Below are 22,053 nucleotides of genomic sequence, written 5' to 3' on the forward strand. Positions count from 1 at the left end.
TCAAGGCCCGCCACGAATTCCGGGGCATGCGGACGGCCGAGCACTACTTCACCGTGCCGCTGGACCACTTTGCCCCGGCGTCAGCCGGCAGCAGCACCGCGCCGGACACCATCACTGTGTTCGCCCGTGAATATGTCTCGTCAGATCACACCGAGGCTGAGGCCCAGGACCTCCCCTGGCTGCTGTACTTACAGGGCGGCCCGGGCGGCCGCGGCAACAGGCTGGCGACGCTGGGCGGCTGGAGCAAGGCAGCGGCCAGGGGCTTCCGGATCCTGATGCTGGACCAGCGCGGCACCGGCCTGTCCACCCCCATCGACCGGAACACCCTTCCGTCGCTGGGGACGGCGGAGGCACAGGCCGCCTACCTTGAACACTTCCGTGCGGATTCCATCGTGGCCGACGCGGAACTCGTCCGGTCAGCGCTCGGCTCCCGCCCGTGGAGCATCTACGGGCAAAGCTACGGCGGATTCTGCGCCCTGACTTACCTGTCCTTCGCCCCCGCAGGGGTGAAGGAAGCCCTCATCACCGGCGGTCTGGCGCCGCTCGCAGGTCATGCCGACGACGTCTACCGCGCCACCTTCGCCCGTGTCGCGGCACGCAATACCGAGTACTTCGCGTGGTATCCGGAGGACCGCCGGACGGTGGACCGGATCGCCAAGCACCTTCGGCAGACAGAAGAGTTCCTGCCCGACGGCGGCCGGCTCACTGTGGAACGGTTCCAGATGGTGGGCGCGTTCCTGGGCGGAAACACCCGGGTGGACGGCCTGCACTACCTGCTCGAAGACGCCTTCACCGGCACTCCGCAGGGGACCCGGCTCTCCGATGCCTTCCTGGCGCAGGTTCAGGGAATCGTGTCCCGCCTGGCCAACCCGCTGTATGCCCTGATGCACGAGTCGATCTACGGCCAGGGTCAGGCGAGCAACTGGGCTGCCTGGCGCGTCCTGGCCGAATACCCGGAGTTCCGTCCGGCGGCCGAGCCGCTGCTGTTGACCGGCGAGATGGTGTATCCGTGGTACTTCGAGCAGGATCCCGCGTTGAGACCGCTGCAGGGGGTAGCTCAGCTGCTCGCTGCCAAGACCGACTGGAAGCCGCTGTACGACGCTGTGCAGCTGGCCGCCAACAGCGTGCCCGTTGCCGCTGCCGTCTACCGGGACGACATCTACGTGGACCGCGATCTGTCCCTGGAAACGGCGGCTTCCGTCCGGGGACTCCAGGTCTGGGAGACTGCGGACTTCCATCATGACGGAATAGCCGACGACGGCGAGGCAATTTTTGGCCGTCTGCTGGGGATGGTGCGCTCTGCCGGCAGTTCAGCCGCCAACTGAGCCAGCGGATTCACTGCGCCGCCGTGCCACCAGGGCCACGAATGCAACGGTCAGTACGACGGCTCCCACGAGGGCTCCTGCCATGTTCAGCCCCAGGTAACCGGCCCAGCTGAGGATCAGCCCGGCGCTGGCTCCGCCAACCGCCCCGGCTGCGCCCATCAGCATGTCCGACACGCCCTGGACCACCACGCGGGACTCCTGGCCTACGCTCTCCGCCAGTAGGGTAGAGGCGGAAATCGTGGCCGCGGACCAGCCCATGCCCAGCAGGACCAGTCCCACAGCTACGGCTACGGTGGATGCCTGGCCAAATCCTGCGACGGCAACAGCGGCGAGCAGCGTGGAGAAGCCGATCATAATGGTCTCCGTCCGGCCTGCCTTGTCCGTCAGCCAGCCCATGACCGGTGACAGGGCGAACATGCCCGCGATATGCAGTGAAATAGTAAAACCGATGATCACCAGTACATCGCCGGAGGCAGCATGCCCGGCATGGGTGGCGCCGGGCCCGGCGACCAGCTCCTGCAGATGCAGCGGGGTCATGGACATCACCCCCACCATTACCGCATTCGCTCCGACGACGGCGGCTAACGCCAGGAGCGCCGGTTTAGACTGGCGGACCGCCCGCAGCCCGCGCACCAGCGTCCCCCCGCGCGCACTGCGGGGGGTCATGCCCTGATGAGCGACTGCGGTGGCCGGAGTCCCCTGATCGGCTCCGGCTGGCTGGCCGGCGAGGTCCCCCGCAGCCAGTCCCCCACCAGCCAGGTCCATGGCGGCGATCTCCCGGGCGAACAGAAGGGGGTCCGGCCTGAGGCCGGTGAAGATCAGCACGATGGCCAGCAGGAGACCGGCCGCGGAGATCACGAATGGTCCGGCAACGGGCGGCAGTCCGAGAGCCTGCCCTACGACCGTGCCGGGCTGAATCAGGTTGGGTCCCGCTACGGCGCCTACCGTCACAGCCCACACGACGGCGGACAATGCCCTGCCGCGGTGTTCGGCGTCCGCAAGGTCAACAGCGGCAAAGCGCGCCTGCAGGCTGGCCGCGGTGCCCACTCCGATGCCCAACGCCCCGAGCACCAGCAGCACGAATAAGCCGGAGACCACGGCCAGCACGATCAGCACCGTGCCCGCCAAGGCAGCGGAAAGCCCCGTGACCTGGCCGATCCGGCGGCCGCGGCGGTCTGCCAGCGACGCCAGTGGCAGGGCGGCCAGGGCGGCGCCCAAAGTCATGAGAGTGGCCACGGCCCCCGCCCAGACACCGGAACCTGAGAGCTCCACGGCCAGGATCGAACCGATGGATACGGTGGCTCCGGTTCCGATGCCACCGAAGATCTGGGCCACACTCAGCAGCACAATGGTGCGCCGCTGCACCTGGCGTACGCCGCTGTCCGTCATGAGGATGCGGGTCATGGTCCGAGCATAGTCCCCCGCTCCCGGAGGGGGAATTAAGCCCAGCAATCCCGGCCACTGCGGCCGGGATTGCTGGGACAAACAGGGTTTAGCGAACGCCTACTCGCTTTCGCTGAAGCTCTTCTTGGCGTCTTCCTCGAGGCGGGTGTCCAGGTGGGCCGTCTGTGCCTTGGAGCTCATGAGGCTGGCGATCACGGCGACGATGATGGTACCCACAATCACGGCCAGGGAGACGAAGGTCGGAATCTCCGGGGCCCATTCAATGTGGTTGCCACCGTTGATGAACGGCAGTTCGTTGACGTGCATGGCGTGCAGCACCAGCTTCACCCCGATGAACGCCAGGATGAAGGACAGCGCATGCTTCAAGTAGATGAGGCGGTTCATGAGGCCGCCCAGCAGGAAGTACAGCTGGCGCAGGCCCATGAGGGCGAACAGGTTGGCGGTGAACACGATGAACGGGCTCTGCGTCAGGCCGAAGATGGCTGGAATCGAGTCAACTGCGAAGAGGAGGTCCGTCAGGCCGATGGTGATGAACACGATCAGCATGGGCGTGAAGACCTTTTTGCCGTTCAGGGTGGTGCGCAGCTTGCCCTCATCGAACTTCTCCGACATGGGGATGATCTTGCGGATGCGAGCGATCAGCGGGTTTTCCTTGTCCTCTTCGTCCTCACCTTCATCCTGGGCCTGCTTCCACGCAGTCCAGAGCAGGAACGCGCCGAAGATGTAGAACACCCAGCTGAACTGCTCGATCACGATGGCGCCGAGCAGGATGAAGATGCCGCGCAGGATCAGCGCGATGATGATGCCCACCATGAGGACTTCCTGCTGATACTTCCGCGGTACGGAGAACCTGGCCATGATGATGATGAAGACAAACAGGTTGTCGATGCTCAGGCTGTATTCCGTCACCCAGCCGGCGACGAACTGGCCACCGAATTCAGGACCGGTGAAGGCAAACATGGCACCGGCGAACACCAGGGCGAGGGTCACGTAGAACGCCACCCACAAGCCGGCTTCCTTCATGGAAGGTTCGTGGGGGCGTCGGACAACCATCAGAAGGTCGAGGAGAATTATCAGGCCGAGGACGACAAGGGAGCCGACCTCGAACCACACGGGCAAATCGAGCACGGGGTAACCTTTCGCAGGGCACAGAGAAGTGGTGTAAGTCTCTCCGGCCAGCCTGCGCACTTGGTGCTGAATTGGCGACCCGCTACGCCCGGCCAGGCAACTGTGCCTGGCGTGTTGACGATCGTAGCGCTTGGGATACTCCCCTACGTGACATTAACTGTACAGCAGGCAGCTAAGCGTGCCCGGCCGCCTGCATCTGGCGGAGTTCCTTCTTGAGTTCGCCGACTTCGTCGCGGATCCTCGCGGCCACCTCGAACTGCAGCTCGGCGGCTGCGCCGTGCATCTGTTCGGTGAGCTGTTCGATAAGACCTACCAGGTCTTCCGCCGGCGCCGCCGCGAGGCCGTCCTTGCGCACCTGTGCTGCGCCCTTGGCCGCCGACTTGCCACGCTTGCCGCCCTTCGCCAGCCGGTTGTTGTTCAGCAGCTCCTGGGTGTCGGCATCTTCTTTGGCCAGCTGGTCGGTAATGTCAGCAATCTTCTTCCGCAACGGTTGCGGATCAATGCCCTTTTCCGTGTTGTAAGCCACCTGGATGGCTCGGCGCCGGTTGGTTTCATCGATGGCGTGGGCCATCGAATCTGTGATGCGGTCGGCATACATGTGAACCTGTCCCGAGACGTTCCGGGCCGCGCGGCCGATGGTCTGGATCAGCGAGGTGGAAGACCGCAGGAAGCCTTCCTTGTCCGCATCCAGGATGCTCACCAGTGAGACTTCGGGGAGGTCAAGGCCCTCGCGGAGCAGGTTAATGCCTACCAGGACATCAAAGACACCCATCCGGAGTTCACGGAGGAGTTCCACCCGGCGGAGGGTGTCGACGTCGGAATGCAGGTACTCCACCTTGATGCCGTGGCCCACGAGGTAGTCGGTGAGGTCCTCCGCCATCCGCTTGGTGAGCGTGGTGACCAGGACGCGTTCGTTCTTCGCTGACCGTGTCTTGATCTCACCCAGGAGGTCATCGATCTGGCCCTTGGTGGGCTTGACCACCACTTCGGGGTCGATCAGGCCGGTGGGCCGGATGATCTGCTGCACGAAGCCGTCGGCCTTGCCCAGTTCGTACTTGCCGGGCGTGGCCGACAGGTAGACGGTCTGGCCCGTGCGGTCGAGGAATTCGTCCCATTTGAGCGGGCGGTTGTCCATGGCCGACGGCAGGCGGAAGCCGAAGTCCACCAGGTTGCGCTTGCGGGACATATCTCCCTCGTACATGGCGCCGATCTGCGGCACGGTGACGTGGGATTCATCGATCACCAGCAGGAAGTCGTCCGGGAAGTAGTCAATGAGGCAGTGCGGGGCGGTCCCCCGTGCACGGCCGTCAATGTGCGACGAGTAGTTCTCGATGCCGTTGCAGAAGCCCATCTGCTGCATCATTTCAAGGTCGTAGGTGGTGCGCATCCGGAGCCGCTGGGCTTCCACCAGCTTGTTCTGGCTTTCCAGGACCTGCAGCCGTTCGGCCAGTTCGTCCTCGATCCGCTTGATGGCCCGGGCCATCCGCTCGGGGCCGGCCACATAGTGCGAGGCCGGGAAGACGTACATTTCCTCTTCGTCCCGGATCACCTCGCCGGTCAGCGGGTGGAGAGTATGGATGTTCTCAATCTCATCCCCAAAGAACTCGATCCGGATGGCAAGCTCCTCGTACATCGGGATGATTTCCACGGTGTCGCCGCGGACCCGGAACGTCCCGCGGTGAAAGTCCATGTCGTTTCTCGCATATTGCATGGAGACGAATTTCCGGAGCAGGTCATCGCGGTTCATCTCCGCCCCCTTGCGGAGCGTGACCATCCCGGCAATGTACTCTTCAGGGGTGCCCAGGCCGTAGATGCAGGACACCGTGGCGACGACGATGACGTCCCGCCTTGTCAGCAGGGCGTTGGTGGCGGAGTGGCGGAGCCTTTCGACTTCCTCGTTGATGGAGGAGTCCTTCTCTATGAAGGTGTCCGTCTGAGCCACGTACGCTTCGGGCTGGTAGTAGTCGTAGTAGGAGACGAAGTACTCCACCGCGTTGTTGGGCAGCAGCTCACGGAATTCGTTGGCGAGCTGGGCTGCCAGGGTCTTGTTCTGGACCATGACCAGGGTGGGCCGCTGGATCTGTTCTATCAGCCAGGCGGTAGTGGCGCTCTTGCCGGTGCCCGTGGCACCCAGCAGGACTACGTCTTTTTCGCCGTTCCTGATGCGCTCCGTCAGTTCGGCGATGGCAGCTGGCTGGTCACCGGCGGGCTGGAATTCACTAATGACCTCGAAGGGCGCGACTACACGGTTGATATCCTGCGCAAGGCTCATGCATCTAATCTACAACCGGGGACCGACAGTCCGGCCGGTATCCGTTACCGGCGAACAGTCCCGCCCACGGATGGCGGGATCAAGGGACGTACGACGGCGGCTGCCAGCCCGTGCGCGCCGCCCAGCCGTCCATGCGTGGCCAGGCGACGTCGGTGAACCATGGCTCTTTCGCTTCCGCATACGCCCGGGTGCCCCGGGTGCCGGCAAACTGTTCGGTCAAAGCGCGCTTATGGTCCGCATACAAGGTGGCGGCTTCCGGGTCCTTCCTGAGCCAGTCGCGGAACAGCAGCGCGTAGCGCCAACCGGCCGATCCGGCTGACCGGACGTGCACGTTCACATCACGGCCAGGGTCCGCGTTGGCGTGGAAGCGCTTCTGCCACTGCGTCGGGTCGGGGTCCGTCGGTTTCGGGGTGTCGAAGCCGGCGCCCGGCACCACTGGGAAGCCCGCGGCCGCTAACTGCAATGCAATCCTGTCCGCGGCATTAAGGTCCGCCACCGTGACCTGGAGGTCTATTACGTCTTTTGCTGCGAGGCCGGGCACTGCGGTGGACCCAATGTGGTCTACTGCCAGAACGTCACCAGGTACTGCGGCGCAGATCCGGGAGCCCAGCCGGGCGGCCTGCGCCGCCCAGTCCTCCCGCGGCGCCGACAAGACTGCGGTGCCTCCCCTGGCCGCTCTCACGCCACGCCGGATATTGTCCGCAAAAGGCACCAGCCGGCCAGCCCAGAGCCGGTTTACCTGCGCCAGCAGCGAGTCCATGGACCCGGAATTGTCCAGGACCACGTCCGCCGCGGCCAGCCGGTCGGCACGTGCGGCCTGCGCCGCCATGCGTGACGCCGCTTCCTCCCGCGTCATCCCGCGGTGGATGAGCATGCGGGCGATCCGGACGTCGTCGGGTGCGTCCACCACCAGCACCAGATGGAAGTTGCCGGCCTGCCCCGTCTCCACCAGCAACGGGATGTCCTGCACCACGACGGCGCCGTCCGGAGCCTGCGCGATGATCCCGGCCGCCGCTTCGCGGACCAGCGGATGCACAATGCCATTGAGCACAGCCAGCTGGGTGGGATTGCCAAACACCACCGCGCCCAGCCTGGCGCGATCCAGCCGGCCGCCGGCGTCAAGCACGTCCACCCCAAACGCTGCCACCACGCTGGCCAGTCCGGGCGTGCCGGGCTCAACTACCTCCCGCGCCAGTGCGTCGGCGTCCACCAGCACCGCACCGAGCTCCCTCAGGCGTGAAGCAACCACGGACTTCCCTGAGGCGATGCCGCCCGTCAAACCGATTTTCAGCACCCCACCAGCCTAGTCCGGCAATAGACTTGGGCGGTGCAAGAGCAAGAGAGCCGGGCCACGTCCTACACCACGCTCGCGGCAGGACCGGACTTCCGCCACGAGATGGAGATCAAACGGTCCAGGTTCATCACGGTGCTTCGCCGTGCCGACAGTGAGGAGACCGCACGAGATCTTGTGTCCGGTCTGCGGCGCGAGTTCCACGACGCACGCCACCACTGCTCGGCCTTCGTCATCGGGCCTGACCGGCACAGTCAGCGTTCCAATGACGACGGCGAACCCTCAGGCACCGCCGGCATTCCCATGCTGGAGGCGATCCTTAAACGGGAGGCCGTAGCAGGAGTGACGGACCTCAGCGACGTCAGCGCCGTCGTCGTACGCTATTTCGGCGGCATCCTGCTGGGCGCGGGTGGATTGGTGCGCGCTTATTCGGAATCGGTGTCCGCCGCCCTCGAACGCGCACCGCTGGTCCGGCGCCGCCGGCTGCGGATCTTTGAGGCGGCCGTTCCGCATGGCGCCGCCGGCCGGCTCGAAAATGACCTCCGCGCGGCCGGCTTTGTGATGGCGGAAACCAGCTACGGCGCACAGGAGACGGTCCTCCGCGTTGCCATCCCGGATGATCCTGCCGAGATCAGCGCTGCCTCGGACCGCGTCCTGTCCCTGACAGCCGGGAAGGCAGGGCTCAGGCCCGGAGCAACGGAGTGGGTCGATGTCGCAATCCCCTGAGATCACCCTCGCTGACGTGCACGAAACACTGCTGGGACCGCTCCTCGTACTGGCCATGAGTGACGCCGCCGCTGACGAAGTCACGCCGCCGCTTGGCAGCGTGCCGGGCTGGAACTCCGAACGCCTCAACTGGTTCCGCGCCTACCACCGGGCAGCCTCCTCCGGCCTGCGCGGGCCGGCCGGGGAGAAAAGCTGGGTGGTGCTGTGCGATGGAAGTCCGGCTGGTTCGGTCAGGCTGAAACTCACGGCGGACAACCGGACGGCGGAGACGGGCATCTGGCTGGCCCACAGCTTTCGGCGATGCGGCATCGGCACAGCGGCCATGGCATTGGTTTTGGCGGCGGCCCGCCGGGCCGGGCTGCGGGCGGTCACAGCCCAAACTACCGCCGGCAACTCTGCCGCCCAGCGCCTCCTCCGCGCTGCGGGTGCCGTCCTGACGCACGACGGCGACGGCGGGGTGAGTGCCGTCGTCGTGCTTTCAGCTGACTTCCAGTAAGCGCGCCGAAACGTACGGGTGAAGGCGATTATTGCCCCCAGGTGGGCCTGTTAACGCCAGAGGGCCCCTGCCTTCGCAGGGGCCCACTGGGTTGGCCCGGGAAGTTCCGGGCCGGTGGCAATTAGTTGCCGGTCAGCTTTTCGCGCAGAGCGGCGAGAGCCTCGTCGGATGCAAGCGTTCCTGCACCGGCGTTGGACTCGGCAGCGGGCTCCGAAGAGTAGCTGGTGGTGCCGGAATCGCTGTCACCCGACGTTGCAGCTGCAGCGTCGTCGGCAGCGTGCTGGGTAACCTGCTTCTTGTGGGCTTCCCAACGGGTCTGGGCGTCAGCGTACTGCTGCTCCCAGGCGGCGCGCTGGTTCTCGTAGCCTTCAAGCCACTCGTTGGACTCCGGATCGAAGCCCTCGGGGTACTTGTAGTTGCCCTCTTCGTCGTACTCGGCGGCCATGCCGTAGAGAGCCGGATCGAATTCGGTGCTGTCGGCGTCGACGCCCTCGTTGGCCTGCTTGAGGGACAGCGAGATGCGGCGGCGTTCCAGGTCGATGTCGATGACCTTGACGAACAGCTCGTCGCCAACGGAGACAACCTGCTCGGCCAGCTCCACGTGGCGGACTGCCAGCTCGGAGATGTGGACCAGGCCTTCGATGCCGTCTTCGACGCGGACAAACGCACCGAACGGAACCAGCTTGGTGACCTTACCCGGAACAACCTGGCCAAGGGCGTGGGTGCGGGCGAAGGTCTGCCACGGATCTTCCTGCGTAGCCTTGAGCGACAGGGAAACACGCTCGCGGTCCAGGTCCACCTCGAGAACCTCGACGGTGACTTCCTGGCCAACTTCGACAACCTCGGACGGGTGGTCGATGTGCTTCCAGGACAGCTCGGAAACGTGAACCAGGCCGTCTACGCCGCCCAGGTCCACGAAGGCACCGAAGTTGACGATGGAGGAAACAACGCCGGGACGGACCTGGCCCTTTTCCAGCTTGTTGAGGAACGTGGAGCGGACCTCGGACTGGGTCTGCTCGAGCCATGCACGGCGGGACAGCACAACGTTGTTGCGGTTCTTGTCCAGCTCGATGATCTTGGCTTCGATCTGCTGACCGATGTACGGAGCAAGGTCGCGCACACGGCGCATCTCGACGAGGGATGCGGGCAGGAAGCCGCGCAGACCGATGTCGAGGATAAGACCACCCTTGACAACCTCGATGACGGTACCGGTGACGACACCGTCTTCTTCCTTGACCTTCTCGATGTCGCCCCAGGCACGCTCGTACTGAGCACGCTTCTTGGAGAGGATCAGGCGGCCTTCTTTGTCTTCCTTGGTGAGCACCAGGGCTTCGACCTGATCGCCAACGGAGACAACGTCTCCGGGATCAACATCGTGCTTGATGGACAGCTCGCGGGAGGGGATGACACCTTCGGTCTTGTAACCGATGTCGAGCAGAACTTCATCGCGGTCGACCTTGACGACGGTACCTTCGACGAGGTCTCCGTCGTTGAAGTACTTGATGGTGGCGTCGACTGCTGCGAGGAAGTCCTCAGCGGTACCGATGTCGTTAATCGCGACTACGGGGGTACCGGGCTTCTCGGTGGAGGTGATGGTCATGTAGTAGGGGCTCCGTTGTGGATAGTATGTCGGTCAGGCAAACCGCCGCACGCGCGTTATGGAACGCACACGCAGGTGACGGCAGATCAAAGGGATCCGCCGGGCCATCCTGATTCTGTGGATTTTAGAGAACATGCACGTAGTACATGCCCGTTTAGTCTAGTCGCAGCGGCCAACAAGGGTCAAAGTCAGGGCAGTTCATAAAGGCAGGACCGCCCCCAGTTTTCCAAACGTTGCACCCTGCCCCAGGAGCCGGGGCAGGGCCTGGGCAAGCCCGGCGGCCGTGGCGCTGCCGGGCTTGTTGAAGTGGGCAATCACAATATCCCCGTTTCGCGCCTTGCCGACCTCGGCCGCCACGGTGGACGGTGCAAACGTGGCACCGCCGTCACCATTGATCGTGAAATTTACCGGCAAAAGACCCAGGCGGCGCGTAATGGCGGCCGCGACGTCGTCGAAGTACGCCGTTCCGGGCCGGAAGAACCCCGGAACATGGCCGATGATGTCCTGAAGGACAGCCTGGTTCCCCATGACCTCGTCATAGACCTGGCTTATGTCAGCTGTTCCTGCGATGCCATAGGCAGATTTCCCGCTGACGGACAATGGACGATGCAGGAATCCGTGGTTGGCGAGCTCAAAAAGGGGGTCGCGGGCCAACTCAGCCGTCAGTGCCGGGTTTTGCCTGGATCCACCGTTCGTTGAGGAACAAAGTGGCCGGCACATTGAGCTTCCGCAACGTCGTCAGCAGTTGCTGGTCGCACGCCGTGCCGCCCGGGCCTCCGCAGGCATCCAGCGTCAGCGCAATCTGCCCGGCAGCGGACCTGGTGACCACTCCTGTGACATGCAACCCCCACTCCTGTGGCTTCCGTGCACTGAATTCAGCGATGATCTGTTGCTTAGTGGGTGGCGCAGGACGGTGGGGCTCATCCGTAGGGGCTTCCGCCGGGGCCGTACGTGAGGGAGCGGGAGCGGCAGGATCCACCAGGAGCGTTGCCTCCGGTGTTGAGAGCTCTTCCTGTTGCCCCGCGTCGGCGGTTGCCATGCACCCCGAGAGTGCTACGGACGTCAAACCAGCCATTCCGAGCAGCAAGGACCGGCGGTCTGGCATTTCCGGCGCTTGGGTATTCGCCACAGATAGTCCTTTGATGACGCAGGGGCTCCTAGAAATGGGTCAGGCAGTGGGCGGCGCGCTCCACGGCGAACAACCCACGAGCCTGGAGCGACGCGCCATGCTTGCGTTCGCGGATCCGCCCAGCCGCCGTCAGTGTAACCGGACAGACCGCACCCAGATAAATTGATGACAGGGCGGAGACATCCAGTGTCAGGTCCGGATCCGCCCCCGTCTTAACTCGTTCGACGGCGGCCTCACCGCCACTGACTGCGAGGGTAAAGGTGCCAGCAGTCAGGCCAAGAGGGTCAATAACTTCTAGCACGAGCCGGCCATCCGCCGGGTAATGCCGCGCTTCCAACGCCTGGACCACGTCCAGGATGCGGAGCCACAGCATGTCCCTGCTGTCCGAGGAGTCGATGCAGCGGGGATCGGCCAATGCCCATGTGAGAGGGTCATCCAGCGGTGCTTCCTCCCAAGTGATGCGTTCGACGAGATCGATGGCGGCGAGGAACTGCCAGAGCTCCAGGTAGGCCTCGTGGGTGGCGGCTACGAGGTCCACCACATGCATGGTGTGAGGCTCGGTGTCCCAGCCCAGGAATTTGTAGGACACGTAGCCGTCCACGTCTCCGTCCGGACCGTAGTGCAGGGCCACTTTGATGGCGGGGTCATCCTTGCCGTCGCGGGCCAGGGAACCTGAAGCCAGTTGGCGGTACCAGTCCTGGCGGCCGATCGATCCCGGGGTCACGCGATGCACTCGGTCAAAAACTTCCAGCGCGATGTCCAGAAGCACTCTCGGGTCCGCAATGTCCACGCTGCCGATGGGCTGGTGGTTGAGCCGGAACCGGGCGGTGGTGTCCACCTTCACCGTACGTTCAAAGCTGGCCACACCGTAGCCGAAGCGTCCGTAGATAGACCCCTCCGATGCCGTCAGGGCTGCCATCGCCAGGCCGCCACCCTTGGCCAGTGCCAGGTCCTCGGACATCATGCGTCGGAGCAGGCCGCGGCGCCGGTGCGAGGTCCGCACTGTCACGGCGGTGACCAGCTGGGTTTCGAGCATCCGGCCGAAGCCGATGTTGAGTGTTTTGCGGAGGGTGCCGAAGGTGGCCACCGGCACGTCCGCGGGGAGGGACCCGGGCGCCACCTCCCGGGTCTGGTACGCGCCGGTGAGGACTCGCCGGTCGGCCCGGTAGGTCGCCAGGGACTGGGCCACATGATCCGCGGTGCGCGTAGATTCGTGGAAGCCGAACGCGACGGCCTTGACCCACCTTTCCGCTTCGGGATAGCCGGACTCGCCCTGGGCTGCCGCGTCGAAGCGCCGGATTTCGTAGTCATCTCGCAGTTTAGCCACAGGGCCGAGCCTAACCAATGACGCCGGGACCTGGCCAGCGACAACACGCACCCCGCGCCTGGCGGCTAGTGGCCGGCGCCGTACCAGCTGGGGCCGGCGCCGATCTGGACATCCAGCGGTACGCTGAGGTCCGCTGCGGAGCCCATCTGTTCAGTGACGATCCGCTCAACGGTTTCCCGTTCACCGGCGGCGACTTCAAGCACCAGTTCGTCGTGGACCTGCAGCAGCATGCGCGATTTGAGGCCCTGGGCCGCCAGTTCATCCTGCACCCCGAGCATTGCGCGCTTGATGATATCCGCGGCCGATCCCTGGATGGGCGAGTTCAACGCAATGCGTTCTGCGTTTTCGCGCAGCTGCCGGTCCGTGCTGGTGAGATCCGGGAGGTAGCGGCGGCGGCCTTCGATGGTGGCCGTGTAGCCATCGATCCGGGCCTGGTCGACTACGCCGCGAAGGTAGTCACGGACGGCACCGAACCGGTCGAAGTAGTCCTTCATCAGGGTACGCGCCTCATCCACCGAAATTTCCAGCTGCTTGGACAACCCAAAGGAGGTCAGACCGTAGGCGAGGCCGTAGGACATCGCCTTAACCTTCGAGCGCATGGCGCTGGTGACCTCGTCTATGGGTACGTGGAAGATGTTGGACCCCACAAACCGGTGCAGGTCCTCGCCGTCCTTGTAGGCCTGGATCAGGCCGGCGTCGCCCGACAGGTGCGCCATGATGCGCATTTCGATCTGCGAGTAGTCCGCAGACAGGAGGCACTCATAGCCGTCGCTGACCACAAAGACTCCGCGGACGCGCCGGCCTTCCTCGCTGCGGATGGGGATGTTCTGCAGGTTCGGGTTGTTGGAGGAGATCCGGCCCGTGGCCGCCACGTTCTGCGCATAGGTGGTGTGGATCCGGCCGTCCTCGGTGACGGACTTCTTCAGGGACTCGATCATCTGGCGCAGTTTGGCCGATTCGCGGTGTGCCATCAGCTGGACCAGGAATTCATGCCCGGTCTTCTCCAGCAGGTTCTTCAGTGAGGCGGCATCGGTGGTGTAGCCCGACTTGATCTTTTTGGTCTTCGGCAGCTGGAGTTCTTCGAAGAGCACCGTTTGCAGCTGTTTGGGCGAGCCCAGGTTGACCTCGTGGCCGATGGCGGCGAAGGCGAGCTCCTGGGCGTTGTCGATCACCTTGGACAAGTCAGCGAGCTGCTCGTCCATGCGCTGCATGTCGACGGCGATTCCCGCGGTTTCCATGACGGCAAGGACCCGGCTGACGGGCAGCTCAAGGGTGGTGAGGAGGTCAGCGGCCTTGCGCTCGGTCAGTTCGGTTTCGAAGTGGCGGCTGAGCGCCTGGACCACCGCAGCCGCCTGGACAAGGGCACCGGCTTTGGCGGCGTCATCGCCGTCGAACGCCAGTTCGAGCTGGCCCGCCTTGGACGTTGCGGACGAGATGGTGATGTTGAGGTGGTGCTGGGCCAATTCGGCGAGTTCATAAGTGCGGCGGTCCGGCTCGATCAGGTAACCCGAGATGGACGTGTCATCCACGACGCCTTCCAAGTCCAGGCCGCGGCTGGCGAGGGCCTTCAGTGAAGCCTTGTAGCCGTGCATGACCTTCGGGGCAGCTGTGTCCCGCAACCAGTCCGCCAGGACGTTTTCGGCGCCGGCATCCTGTGCCGCGAGGTCGATGTAAACGGCTGCATCGTCACGGACGATGGCCAGTGCGGCGGCGTCCTCGCCGATGCGGCCCGGCACCAGGTCGATGGCGACAGCTGAGCGCTGCCCGTCCCCGGCCGCTAGGAAAAGGCTGAGGTCTGCTGCCCCTGCAGGAGTCACGAAGTCAGGCGTGTCGAGGGTTTCCCGCTCCGCGGCGGGGGTGTCCTCTTCGCCGTACAGGGCGAAGAGGCGGGTGCGGATCGTCTTGAATTCCAGCTCGTCGAAGAGGTTCTCGAGTGCCGCCTGGTCCGGCCGGGGCTCATAGAGGTCGTCCAGGGTGACGGGAAGCTCCAGGTCCGTGTGGAGACGGTTCAACCGGCGGTTGCGTTTCACGCCTTCGACGTTCGCGCGGAGGGCATCGCCCACCTTCCCGCCGATTGCGTCCAGGTGCTCGAGCACGCCCTCGAGTCCGCCGTACAGGTTGATCCATTTTGCGGCGGTTTTAGGACCGACGCCGGGAACTCCCGGGAGGTTATCGGCTGTCTCCCCTACCAGGGCCGCCAGGTCCGAGTACTGGGCGGGGGTGACGAAGTACTTTTCCTGGATGGCGGCGGCGTCCATCCGGGGTATGTCACTGACACCCTTCTTGGGATACAGCACGAATACGTTATCGGTGATGAGCTGGAAAGCATCGCGGTCGCCGGAAACCAGCAGCACCTCAAAGCCCGCCTTGTCTCCCATGGCGGCGAGCGTGGCCAGGATGTCGTCCGCTTCGAAGCCGGGCAATTTGATGGTCTTGATGCCCCAGGCCTGCATCACTTTATCGATGAGGTCGATCTGGCCGCTCATCTCGCGGGGAGTTTCGTTGCGGCCGCCCTTGTACTCGCTGTACTCGGCCTTGCGGTGCGTGGTCTCATCCGAGACGTCGAAGGCCACCGCAATGTGGGTGGGCTTCTGCTCCTTGATCAGGTTGATCAGCATGGAGGTGAAACCGTGGATCGCGTTGGTGTGCTGGCCGTTGGCCGTGGAGAACTTGTCCGCCGGCAGGGCGAAGAAAGCACGGAAAGCCATGGAGTGCCCGTCGAGTACCAGCAGGCGTGGCTGGCCGGTGAGCGGGATGACGGGTGCTTCGGTGGCCGAAGCCCGGCCCCCGGCCGACGGCGGGACCGTGATGTCCTGCAGCGCGGCGTCTGCGTTGGGTACAGCGGTTTCAGACGGGAAGGGGGCCGGTTTGGTAGTTTCACTCACAGGTGCCAGCCTAGTTCCCATGATGGACAATTTCACGCCTGGGTCATTCACTGAGGAATTGATCACAGCAGGCATCCCGGAGCACCTCCACGACTGGCTCGGCCCGTTCGGCATCGGCGCCCTGGTGGTAAAGATGGGCATCCGCTTCCTGGAGATGAGCCCGGAACGGACGGTGGCCACCATGCCCGTGGAAGGCAACACCCAGGTGGCGGGCATCCTGCACGGCGGCGCCCACGTGGTCCTGGCTGAAACGCTGGGGTCCTTCGCCGCCGGGATGCACGCCGGAGCGGGCCGCCATGCCCTGGGCATCGAGGTCAGCGCGACGCACCACCGTGCGGTTGCGGCAGGCACCGTGACAGGTACCTGCACCGCGATCCATCTGGGACGGACGCTGACCACGCATGAGATCGTGATGACCGACGAAAAGGGCCTGCGCCTGTCCACGGCCCGCATCACCAACATGCTGCGGGACAACTCGCCGGCCGAGGCCGAGGCCTAGGCGCGCTGCGCGGACGTCAGCGGACCGCTTCAGCGGAGTTGACGTTGTAACGCAGCTCGACGATCCCGCGCCCCAGGGTGCGGGACGCCGTCAACTCCAGCGGCGGCGTCGGGCCTTCCAGCGGCAGCAGCCGCTTGCCGTCACCCAGCACTACCGGGATGACCGAAAGGATGATTTCGTCGAGGCTGCCGGCGGCTGAGAACTGCGCTGCCAGGTTTCCGCCGCCCACCACCCACACGTTCTTCGTGCCGGCGTCGGCCATAAAGTCCGGGATGAATTCCTGCACCGGACCGCGGACGAACGTCACGTCCGAACCGGGCGGGGCAGCGTGCTCGTGGTGGGTGAAGATGTAGCAGGGCGTGGTGGGATACGGCCAGTTGCCGGGCTCGTGGTCCATCAGCCAGGCGAACGTTTCGCCGCCCATCACAATGCAGCCCACGCCCTCCATAAAGGACTCGTAGCTTTCCTTGCCACCCTCGAAACCGTCAAACTCAAACAACCAGGCGAGGTCGTCTTTGGCGGTGGCGATGAAGCCGTCGAGGGAGGCTGCGACAAAATACTGGAACCTGGGCATGGACCCAGCGTAGCCAGCGGCGGCTACGCGGAGAAGTACGGAATAATCAGGTAGAGCCCGAAGAGGACCGCCAGCCCGCAGAGGCCAAAGCAGACATAGGCGAGCGAACGCTTCAACCTGGGCGATGCCTGCTGGGCGTCGCCGGCAATGGCCGTAAGCCGCACGCCAAGCGAGTACAGGCCCACCACAGTCACGGCAGCGACGAGCGTGGCGCCTCCCACGGTCAGTAGTTCCAACCATTTCATCGCTGGGTATCCTTCGTGTTGCTGGCCCCGGTTGCTGCGTCTGCTGAGGCGTCTGCCGCGGCCTTCGCCCTGGCGCGGGCCCGGGCGAGGGCTTTCTTCTTGGCGAAGCGGACGGCCTGCCCGGCTTCCTCGACCTCCACAGCGTTGTGGTGGCCCACTGTGGCCTTGCGTGAGTAGGAGAACATCAACATCACTGCGGCAGTGCCCGCGACGGCGGCAATCACCACGCCCGCTACGCCCGTCTTCACCAGCAGCGCCGTCAGGGCCCCGACAATGCCGGCCGCAGGCAGGGTGAACAGCCAGCCCAAAGCGATTTTGCCCACCATGTTCCAGCGCACGGTGGTGCCCCTGCGGCCCATGCCGGAGCCGATCACAGAGCCTGAGGCGACCTGCGTGGTGGAGAGCGCAAAGCCCAGGTGGGAGGACGCCAGGATCGCCGCCGCCGTGCTGGTCTCGGCAGCGAAGCCCTGTGCCGGCTTGACCTCTGTCAGGCCGGATCCCATGGTCCGGATGATGCGCCAGCCGCCTGAATAGGTGCCGAGGGCGATAGCCAGGGCACAGGCGGCGATGACCCAGAGTTGCGGGCCGGAGCCCGGGGCCTGCGTGCCGGCAGAGATCAGCACCAGGGTGATGATGCCCATGGTCTTCTGGGCGTCATTGGTGCCGTGGGCCAGCGCCACCAGGCTGGAGGTGAACACCTGGCCGGTGCGGAAACCGCCGCGCTTCTGGGTGAGCTTGCTGCCCGTCTCGGGGTCGTGGCGGGCGGTTAATCCATAAGCGAGCCTGGTGCAGAGATAGGCCACGATCCCGGCAATGAGGGGGGCGAAGATGGCTGGCAGGATGACCTTTTGAAGCAGGGTCTCCAGATTCACGGAGCTGAAGCCGATCCCGGCGATGGCTGCGCCGATCAGTCCGCCGAACAGGGCATGGGAGGAGCTCGACGGCAGGCCCTTCAGCCACGTGATCATGTTCCACAGAATGGCACCCATCAGGCCGGCGAAAATGATCTCGGGAGTGATCAGGACGCCGTCGGAACCTTCCCGGATAATGCCGCCGGAGACGGTCTTGGCCACTTCCGTTGAAAGGAAGGCACCCACCAGGTTCAGGATTGCAGCGAGCGTCACCGCCGTCTTTGGCTTGATAGCACCAGTGGCGATGGGCGTGGCCATCGCGTTGGCAGTGTCATGAAAGCCGTTTGTGAAGTCGAAAAAGAGTGCCAGTGCGATGACCAGCACCACCATAAAGGTGATATCCACCTGTTGCCCAATCTGCAGAGTCGACGTTCAGCAGTTCCGTTGCCCCCACCTGCCCTGCACAGCATAATTCACGTGAAGTTCACGTGAAATGACCTGCGGCGTTAACAGAACCGGCTTGAAACCCTATCGATCGTACGCGCCTCCCGGATGAGGTCAAAACAGCGGCCCGGTGACAAAGGCCGTGACGGCAGCCAGCTCGGCAGGCGAGATTCCCCGGCGCGGATCGGGCGAGAGAACGAGGATCCGCGCGCCCAGAATTTCGGCCCACGCCTGGGCCTCCTGTTCGTACCGGAGCTGGTCGTCAATCCACACGATCCCGGCCGGGGTGGTAGTGGCCACGTCCTCCTGCAGGGCGGCAAGCTTCCACCAGCTCTCACCTGCACCTGCACCTGCACCGGCGGCCGTCAGCCAGGGCCACCGGCCGCCCGCAAAGCCGATGGCGGGGCAGAGGTATTGGGGAGCCATGTCCTCCCAGCTGGTCAGCCACACGCAGCGCAGGCCGGGCAGCCGGGCCAGCCCGTTCAGCCCGTCCACCAACTCCCCCGCGTAGGCCACTTCGAGCATGCCGGCGTTCGCGAGGCTCCAGTCGGAACCCCACGGCGTCCGGCCGGTCGCCCCGAAGGGGCACACCACGCCGTCGACATCCAAGTAAAGGTTGACGTTCCGCAAACGGGTTCTCCGTCAGGCCCGCAGACCCGGCTCGGCACTTAAATGAAGAAGGGGCTGCACGCATCAATGGTCGCATTGCGTGCAGCCCCTTCTCAAGGACTCGTGGCCGTCAGGCCGAACCCGCTAGACCCGGCGACCCAGTTCTCGATCGGGTCGCGGTCGTACATGGGCCAGCGGATGCCCGTGGCCAGGTTCTTCAACGCCTACTGAACGGCGGGGAACCAGTCCTTGCAGGCTGCTTCGAGCTCGTCGACGCCGCCGTACTGCTGTTCGCCGTGTTCGAAAGAGGCGGACTTGAAGACGGCCACGGTGTTGAGCAGCTCGCCTTTGCGCAGCGGGTACTGCACGAGGTGGCAGTCCGGTCCGAGCCAGATGATGACGTCTTCGAGGTCGGCCTTGGGGGTGTCTTCGGTGATCGGGACCGTGCCGCGGTAGGCGACGTTGGCCGAGGGAACCGGCTCATCGCTGGCCACGAGCGGACGCAGCGTGGACTTGAGTCCGTCAGCGCCGATGATGACATCAGCCTCGTAGTCCACGCCGGCGGCGGTGTGCGCCATGCCGCGCCCCGGTAAGGGGAACCTAGGAGGCAGGCGCCGCACCGTTGACGTTGACCAGCCAGGCGGTTCCGAACCGGTCCGTGCACATCCCGAAAATGTCTCCCCACGGTGCCGGTTCCAGCGGGACGGTCACAGTGCCGCCGTCGCCGGACAGCTTGTCCCAGTAACCGCGCAGTTCAGATTCGTCGTCGCCGCTGAGCGAGATCGAGATGGAACTTCCGGACGGGACTTCCATCCCATTGGGCGTGTCCGCCCCCATCAGGGCCAGGCCGTTGGCGTTGGTCAGCATGCCGTGCATGATCTTGTCTGCTTCGGCAGGATCTTCGCTGGCGTGGAACTCACCGAAGGTGCTGAGAGCCAGTTCCCCGCCGAAGACGGAGAGGTAGAACGTCAAGGCCTCCCGGGCGTTGTCCCGGAAGCCGAGATACGGGTTGAGGGTCGTAGGCATGGCGGGTTCTCCTTGAAGACTGAACGAAAGGGTCTTGGAACAGTCACTATCCTGCCGCAATTCCAGCCCGCTTCATAGGGTGTCCGGCGGCCGCACGGACAATCGCAGGCGGCGCCACGAACGGTCCTGGGTGAGGTGCCATGCCTGGCGCGGACCGTCCCACTCGCGGCCCGCATCTGCGAGCCACAATGTGCTGCCGGGGTCCCAGCCGGCAACGACTGTTGCCGTGTCGGGATCAACTCCGAGTGCGCGGCCAGCCGCGCTGAGGTAGCAGCGGACCGTCAGGGGTGCCGCATCCCAGCGGTCCGCAACGCGTTCCCAACCAGGGATCACCCAGCGTCCGTGCCGGCCGGTGGCGCGGAACCAGTCGTGCCGCCGGGATGCCGTGACCTCCAGCGGAAATTCCCGGCACAGGGATGTCCAGTCCTCCGGTGCCCGCACCTCCTGATCGCGTTCGTGCCGCGTCCACTGGGCAAGCGTGGCGTACCGGTGATGCACTAACCGGTGCCGGGCCGTAGGCTCGGGAGCATGGCCAGATACTTTGATGTTCATCCCCACGATCCCCAGCCCCGTGCCATAGCGCAAGCCGTCCGCATGGTGCTCGACGGCGGCCTGATCGCCTACCCCACGGACTCCTGCTACGCGCTGGGCGCGCAGATGGGCAACAAGGACGCGCTGGACCGGATCCGCACTATCCGCAAACTCAATGACAAGCACCATTTCACCCTGGTCTGCAAGGACTTCGCCCAGCTGGGCCAGTTCGTGAACATCGGCAACGACGTCTTCCGCAGCATCAAGGCCGTCACGCCCGGGAGTTATACCTTCATCCTGCCGGCCACCAAGGAAGTACCCCGCAGGCTGCTGCACCCTAAGAAGAAGACTGTCGGCGTCCGGATCCCGGACAACCGGGTGGTGCAGGCGCTGCTGGCCGAGCTCGGCGAACCAATACTGTCCAGCACCCTGCTGCTCCCTGACGAAGAGGATCCGCTGACCCAGGGATGGGAGATCAAAGAGCGGCTGGACCACGAAGTGGATGCCGTAATTGATGCGGGCGACTGCGGGTCCGAGCCCACCACGGTGGTGGACTTCTCCAGCGGCGTGGCTGAGGTGGTCCGGCGTGGCACCGGAGACCCGTCGCGCTTCGAGTAACCGGGCCTAGTCCTGCTTGCGGGCCCGGCTGGGCTGAACGCGGGGCGGTTCGCCCGGCATCTTCGGGTAGTCCGGCGGGAAGGGCAGCTCACCGAGCCCGGACGTAGTGTCGCGGTCCCACCAGCCCAGCAGTTTATCGATGGTGCCGGGGTTTGCGTTCATGCCTGCCCAGGGATCGCCCACCGTTTTCAGCCGGTCCGGGACGGTCAGGATGGTGAAGTCTTTCGGGCTGACGCTTTCCAGCTCCTCCCAGGTGATGGGGCAGGAGACGGGCGCGTGCGGAAGGGCGCGGGGACTGTACGCGCCGGCGATGGTCCGGTCGCGGTTGGCCTGGTTGAAGTCCAGGAACACCTTCGCGCCGCGTTCCTCTTTCCACCAGGCCGTGGTGACCTTGTCCGGCATGCGCCGTTCCATCTCGCGCGCCGCAGCGATCACCGCATGCCGCACATCCAGGAACTCATGGGTCGGCTTGATCGGTGCGTACACGTGAAGGCCGCGGTTCCCCGAGGTCTTGATGAAGCATTCCAGGCCTGCCTCCGCCAGCACTTCCTTCAGCGCCAGCGCGGCCGGAACGGCGTCGTCGAAGTCCGTCCCCGGCTGCGGGTCCAGGTCGATGCGGAGCTGGTCCGGGTTATCCGTGTTCTCCGCGCGCGAGGGCCAAGGGTGGAACACCACGGTGTTCATCTGCACGGCCCAGACCGCGGCGGCCGGCTCGTCCAAGACCAGCATGGGATGTGAGCGTGCGCTCGGAAACACCACCTTCACTGTCCGGATGAACTCCGGGGTTCCCTTGGGCGGGTTCTTGGAGAAGAACTGCTCACCGTCGACGTTGTCTGAGTACCGCTGCAGGGCCACGGGCCGGTCGCCGTTGGCTGCAAGGAATGCCTCCCCCACGTCAACCGTGTAGCGCGCCAGATCCAGCTTGGTCAGTCCCAATTCCGGCCACAGGATCCTGCTGGGACTGGAAATACGCATCTCCCGATCGCCCTTGGGTCCCCGGACGGTGATGGTGGTCTGTTCGCTCGCCATGGGGACAACCTACCCTGCACCGTCAGCCGCGTCAGCACCCGGCG

The 22,053-nt window shown here is 64.9% G+C and carries 21 protein-coding genes and 1 pseudogene; 5 read left to right on the forward strand and 17 right to left on the reverse strand.

Features of this window, described 5'->3' with window-relative positions; all coding sequences use genetic code 11:
• The first annotated feature begins 26 nt into the window (after positions 1–26).
• On the forward strand, positions 27–1,325 hold the full coding sequence (locus ABIB45_RS16955; protein WP_354217078.1) for an alpha/beta fold hydrolase: 1,299 nt from the start codon (positions 27–29) through the stop codon (positions 1,323–1,325).
• Here ABIB45_RS16955 and ABIB45_RS16960 read toward each other — a convergent pair.
• The 4 genes from ABIB45_RS16960 to coaE form a co-directional block, all read right to left on the reverse strand.
• Positions 1,311–2,729, reverse strand: coding sequence for an MFS transporter (locus ABIB45_RS16960; RefSeq protein ID WP_354217015.1), 1,419 nt, complete (start codon positions 2,727–2,729; stop codon positions 1,311–1,313). The two genes, ABIB45_RS16955 and ABIB45_RS16960, sit on opposite strands and share 15 nt — an antisense overlap.
• Positions 2,730–2,828: 99 nt before the next feature.
• Positions 2,829–3,857 carry a TerC family protein gene (locus ABIB45_RS16965; protein ID WP_354217016.1) on the reverse strand — a complete coding sequence of 343 codons (1,029 nt, stop codon included), beginning with the start codon at positions 3,855–3,857 and terminating at the stop codon, positions 2,829–2,831.
• A gap of 172 nt (positions 3,858–4,029) precedes the next feature.
• Positions 4,030–6,129: an excinuclease ABC subunit UvrB gene (gene uvrB, locus ABIB45_RS16970; protein WP_354217017.1), complete on the reverse strand. Its 2,100-nt coding sequence runs from the start codon at positions 6,127–6,129 to the stop codon at positions 4,030–4,032.
• A gap of 79 nt (positions 6,130–6,208) precedes the next feature.
• Entirely contained in the window at positions 6,209–7,423 is a 1,215-nt protein-coding gene (gene coaE / locus ABIB45_RS16975; RefSeq protein WP_354217018.1) for a dephospho-CoA kinase, read from the reverse strand.
• Between the two features lie 33 nt (positions 7,424–7,456).
• On the opposite strand from coaE, the gene ABIB45_RS16980 reads away from it, so the two are divergent.
• Positions 7,457–8,146 (forward strand): IMPACT family protein, encoded by a 690-nt coding sequence (locus ABIB45_RS16980; protein WP_354217019.1) that lies wholly within the window; start codon positions 7,457–7,459, stop codon positions 8,144–8,146.
• Positions 8,130–8,642 carry a GNAT family N-acetyltransferase gene (locus tag ABIB45_RS16985; protein WP_354217020.1) on the forward strand — a complete coding sequence of 171 codons (513 nt, stop codon included), beginning with the start codon at positions 8,130–8,132 and terminating at the stop codon, positions 8,640–8,642. The genes ABIB45_RS16980 and ABIB45_RS16985 overlap by 17 nt, the downstream gene beginning before the upstream one ends.
• Positions 8,643–8,763: 121 nt before the next feature.
• On the opposite strand, the gene rpsA is transcribed toward ABIB45_RS16985, so the two are convergent.
• From rpsA to polA, 5 genes are all read right to left on the reverse strand, one after another.
• On the reverse strand, positions 8,764–10,242 hold the full coding sequence (gene rpsA, locus ABIB45_RS16990) for a 30S ribosomal protein S1 (protein ID WP_050687814.1): 1,479 nt from the start codon (positions 10,240–10,242) through the stop codon (positions 8,764–8,766).
• A 198-nt stretch (positions 10,243–10,440) separates the two neighbouring features.
• Positions 10,441–10,962: a polysaccharide deacetylase family protein gene (locus ABIB45_RS16995; protein ID WP_354217021.1), complete on the reverse strand. Its 522-nt coding sequence runs from the start codon at positions 10,960–10,962 to the stop codon at positions 10,441–10,443.
• Positions 10,898–11,281 (reverse strand): polysaccharide deacetylase family protein, encoded by a 384-nt coding sequence (locus ABIB45_RS17000; protein WP_354217079.1) that lies wholly within the window; start codon positions 11,279–11,281, stop codon positions 10,898–10,900. The genes ABIB45_RS16995 and ABIB45_RS17000 overlap by 65 nt, the downstream gene beginning before the upstream one ends.
• Positions 11,282–11,399: 118 nt before the next feature.
• Positions 11,400–12,689: a GNAT family N-acetyltransferase gene (locus ABIB45_RS17005; protein ID WP_354217080.1), complete on the reverse strand. Its 1,290-nt coding sequence runs from the start codon at positions 12,687–12,689 to the stop codon at positions 11,400–11,402.
• A gap of 74 nt (positions 12,690–12,763) precedes the next feature.
• Positions 12,764–15,454: a DNA polymerase I gene (gene polA, locus ABIB45_RS17010; protein ID WP_502914541.1), complete on the reverse strand. Its 2,691-nt coding sequence runs from the start codon at positions 15,452–15,454 to the stop codon at positions 12,764–12,766.
• A gap of 148 nt (positions 15,455–15,602) precedes the next feature.
• Here polA and ABIB45_RS17015 point away from each other — a divergent pair, with 148 nt between their 5' ends.
• Positions 15,603–16,082, forward strand: coding sequence for a hotdog fold thioesterase (locus tag ABIB45_RS17015; RefSeq protein WP_354217081.1), 480 nt, complete (start codon positions 15,603–15,605; stop codon positions 16,080–16,082).
• Between the two features lie 16 nt (positions 16,083–16,098).
• Here the strand turns inward: ABIB45_RS17015 and ABIB45_RS17020 are convergent, their stop codons facing one another.
• The 7 genes and pseudogenes from ABIB45_RS17020 to ABIB45_RS17050 form a co-directional block, all read right to left on the reverse strand.
• Complete coding sequence (locus ABIB45_RS17020; RefSeq protein ID WP_354217023.1) at positions 16,099–16,656, reverse strand: dihydrofolate reductase family protein; 558 nt, start codon at positions 16,654–16,656, stop codon at positions 16,099–16,101.
• A gap of 23 nt (positions 16,657–16,679) precedes the next feature.
• On the reverse strand, positions 16,680–16,901 hold the full coding sequence (locus tag ABIB45_RS17025) for a hypothetical protein (protein ID WP_354217024.1): 222 nt from the start codon (positions 16,899–16,901) through the stop codon (positions 16,680–16,682).
• Entirely contained in the window at positions 16,898–18,157 is a 1,260-nt protein-coding gene (locus ABIB45_RS17030) for an inorganic phosphate transporter (protein ID WP_354217025.1), read from the reverse strand. The genes ABIB45_RS17025 and ABIB45_RS17030 overlap by 4 nt, the downstream gene beginning before the upstream one ends.
• Positions 18,158–18,310: 153 nt before the next feature.
• A complete protein-coding gene (locus tag ABIB45_RS17035) occupies positions 18,311–18,826 on the reverse strand; it encodes an HAD domain-containing protein (protein ID WP_354217026.1) in 516 nt (171 codons plus the stop codon).
• Between the two features lie 128 nt (positions 18,827–18,954).
• Positions 18,955–19,392 (reverse strand): annotated as a pseudogene (locus ABIB45_RS17040) (FAD-dependent monooxygenase); the annotation flags it as partial.
• 13 nt (positions 19,393–19,405) lie between these two features.
• Complete coding sequence (locus ABIB45_RS17045; RefSeq protein ID WP_354217027.1) at positions 19,406–19,831, reverse strand: VOC family protein; 426 nt, start codon at positions 19,829–19,831, stop codon at positions 19,406–19,408.
• A 72-nt stretch (positions 19,832–19,903) separates the two neighbouring features.
• Complete coding sequence (locus ABIB45_RS17050) at positions 19,904–20,383, reverse strand: hypothetical protein (protein WP_354217028.1); 480 nt, start codon at positions 20,381–20,383, stop codon at positions 19,904–19,906.
• Between ABIB45_RS17050 and ABIB45_RS17055 the strand changes: the two genes are divergently transcribed.
• Positions 20,360–20,980: an L-threonylcarbamoyladenylate synthase gene (locus tag ABIB45_RS17055; RefSeq protein ID WP_354217029.1), complete on the forward strand. Its 621-nt coding sequence runs from the start codon at positions 20,360–20,362 to the stop codon at positions 20,978–20,980. The genes ABIB45_RS17050 and ABIB45_RS17055 overlap by 24 nt on opposite strands.
• A gap of 6 nt (positions 20,981–20,986) precedes the next feature.
• On the opposite strand, the gene ligD is transcribed toward ABIB45_RS17055, so the two are convergent.
• The gene (ligD, locus tag ABIB45_RS17060) at positions 20,987–22,009 is read right to left on the reverse strand and encodes a non-homologous end-joining DNA ligase (protein ID WP_354217030.1); all 1,023 of its coding nucleotides are present in this window, start codon (positions 22,007–22,009) and stop codon (positions 20,987–20,989) included.
• Between the last annotated feature and the right edge of the window lie 44 nt (positions 22,010–22,053).

The organism is Arthrobacter sp. UYCo732 (assembly GCF_040547265.1).
In the GTDB taxonomy this organism is placed as follows: Bacteria; Actinomycetota; Actinomycetes; order Actinomycetales; family Micrococcaceae; genus Arthrobacter.

Excerpts from the sequence above, each read along its gene's own strand:
- ABIB45_RS16960 (WP_354217015.1), bottom strand. The coding sequence starts at position 2,729 with ATGACCCGCATCCTCATGACGGACAGCGGCGTACGCCAGGTGCAGCGG.
- ABIB45_RS16955 (WP_354217078.1), top strand. The coding sequence starts at position 27 with ATGCGGACGGCCGAGCACTACTTCACCGTGCCGCTGGACCACTTTGCC.
- ABIB45_RS17020 (WP_354217023.1), bottom strand. The coding sequence starts at position 16,656 with ATGCCCAGGTTCCAGTATTTTGTCGCAGCCTCCCTCGACGGCTTCATC.
- ABIB45_RS17025 (WP_354217024.1), bottom strand. The coding sequence starts at position 16,901 with ATGAAATGGTTGGAACTACTGACCGTGGGAGGCGCCACGCTCGTCGCT.
- rpsA (WP_050687814.1), bottom strand. The coding sequence starts at position 10,242 with ATGACCATCACCTCCACCGAGAAGCCCGGTACCCCCGTAGTCGCGATT.
- ABIB45_RS17055 (WP_354217029.1), top strand. The coding sequence starts at position 20,360 with ATGGCCAGATACTTTGATGTTCATCCCCACGATCCCCAGCCCCGTGCC.
- ABIB45_RS17045 (WP_354217027.1), bottom strand. The coding sequence starts at position 19,831 with ATGCCTACGACCCTCAACCCGTATCTCGGCTTCCGGGACAACGCCCGG.
- ABIB45_RS17000 (WP_354217079.1), bottom strand. The coding sequence starts at position 11,281 with ATGGCAACCGCCGACGCGGGGCAACAGGAAGAGCTCTCAACACCGGAG.
- uvrB (WP_354217017.1), bottom strand. The coding sequence starts at position 6,129 with ATGAGCCTTGCGCAGGATATCAACCGTGTAGTCGCGCCCTTCGAGGTC.
- ABIB45_RS17015 (WP_354217081.1), top strand. The coding sequence starts at position 15,603 with ATGATGGACAATTTCACGCCTGGGTCATTCACTGAGGAATTGATCACA.
- ABIB45_RS16995 (WP_354217021.1), bottom strand. The coding sequence starts at position 10,962 with ATGTGCCGGCCACTTTGTTCCTCAACGAACGGTGGATCCAGGCAAAAC.
- ABIB45_RS16985 (WP_354217020.1), top strand. The coding sequence starts at position 8,130 with ATGTCGCAATCCCCTGAGATCACCCTCGCTGACGTGCACGAAACACTG.
- ligD (WP_354217030.1), bottom strand. The coding sequence starts at position 22,009 with ATGGCGAGCGAACAGACCACCATCACCGTCCGGGGACCCAAGGGCGAT.
- ABIB45_RS17050 (WP_354217028.1), bottom strand. The coding sequence starts at position 20,383 with ATGAACATCAAAGTATCTGGCCATGCTCCCGAGCCTACGGCCCGGCAC.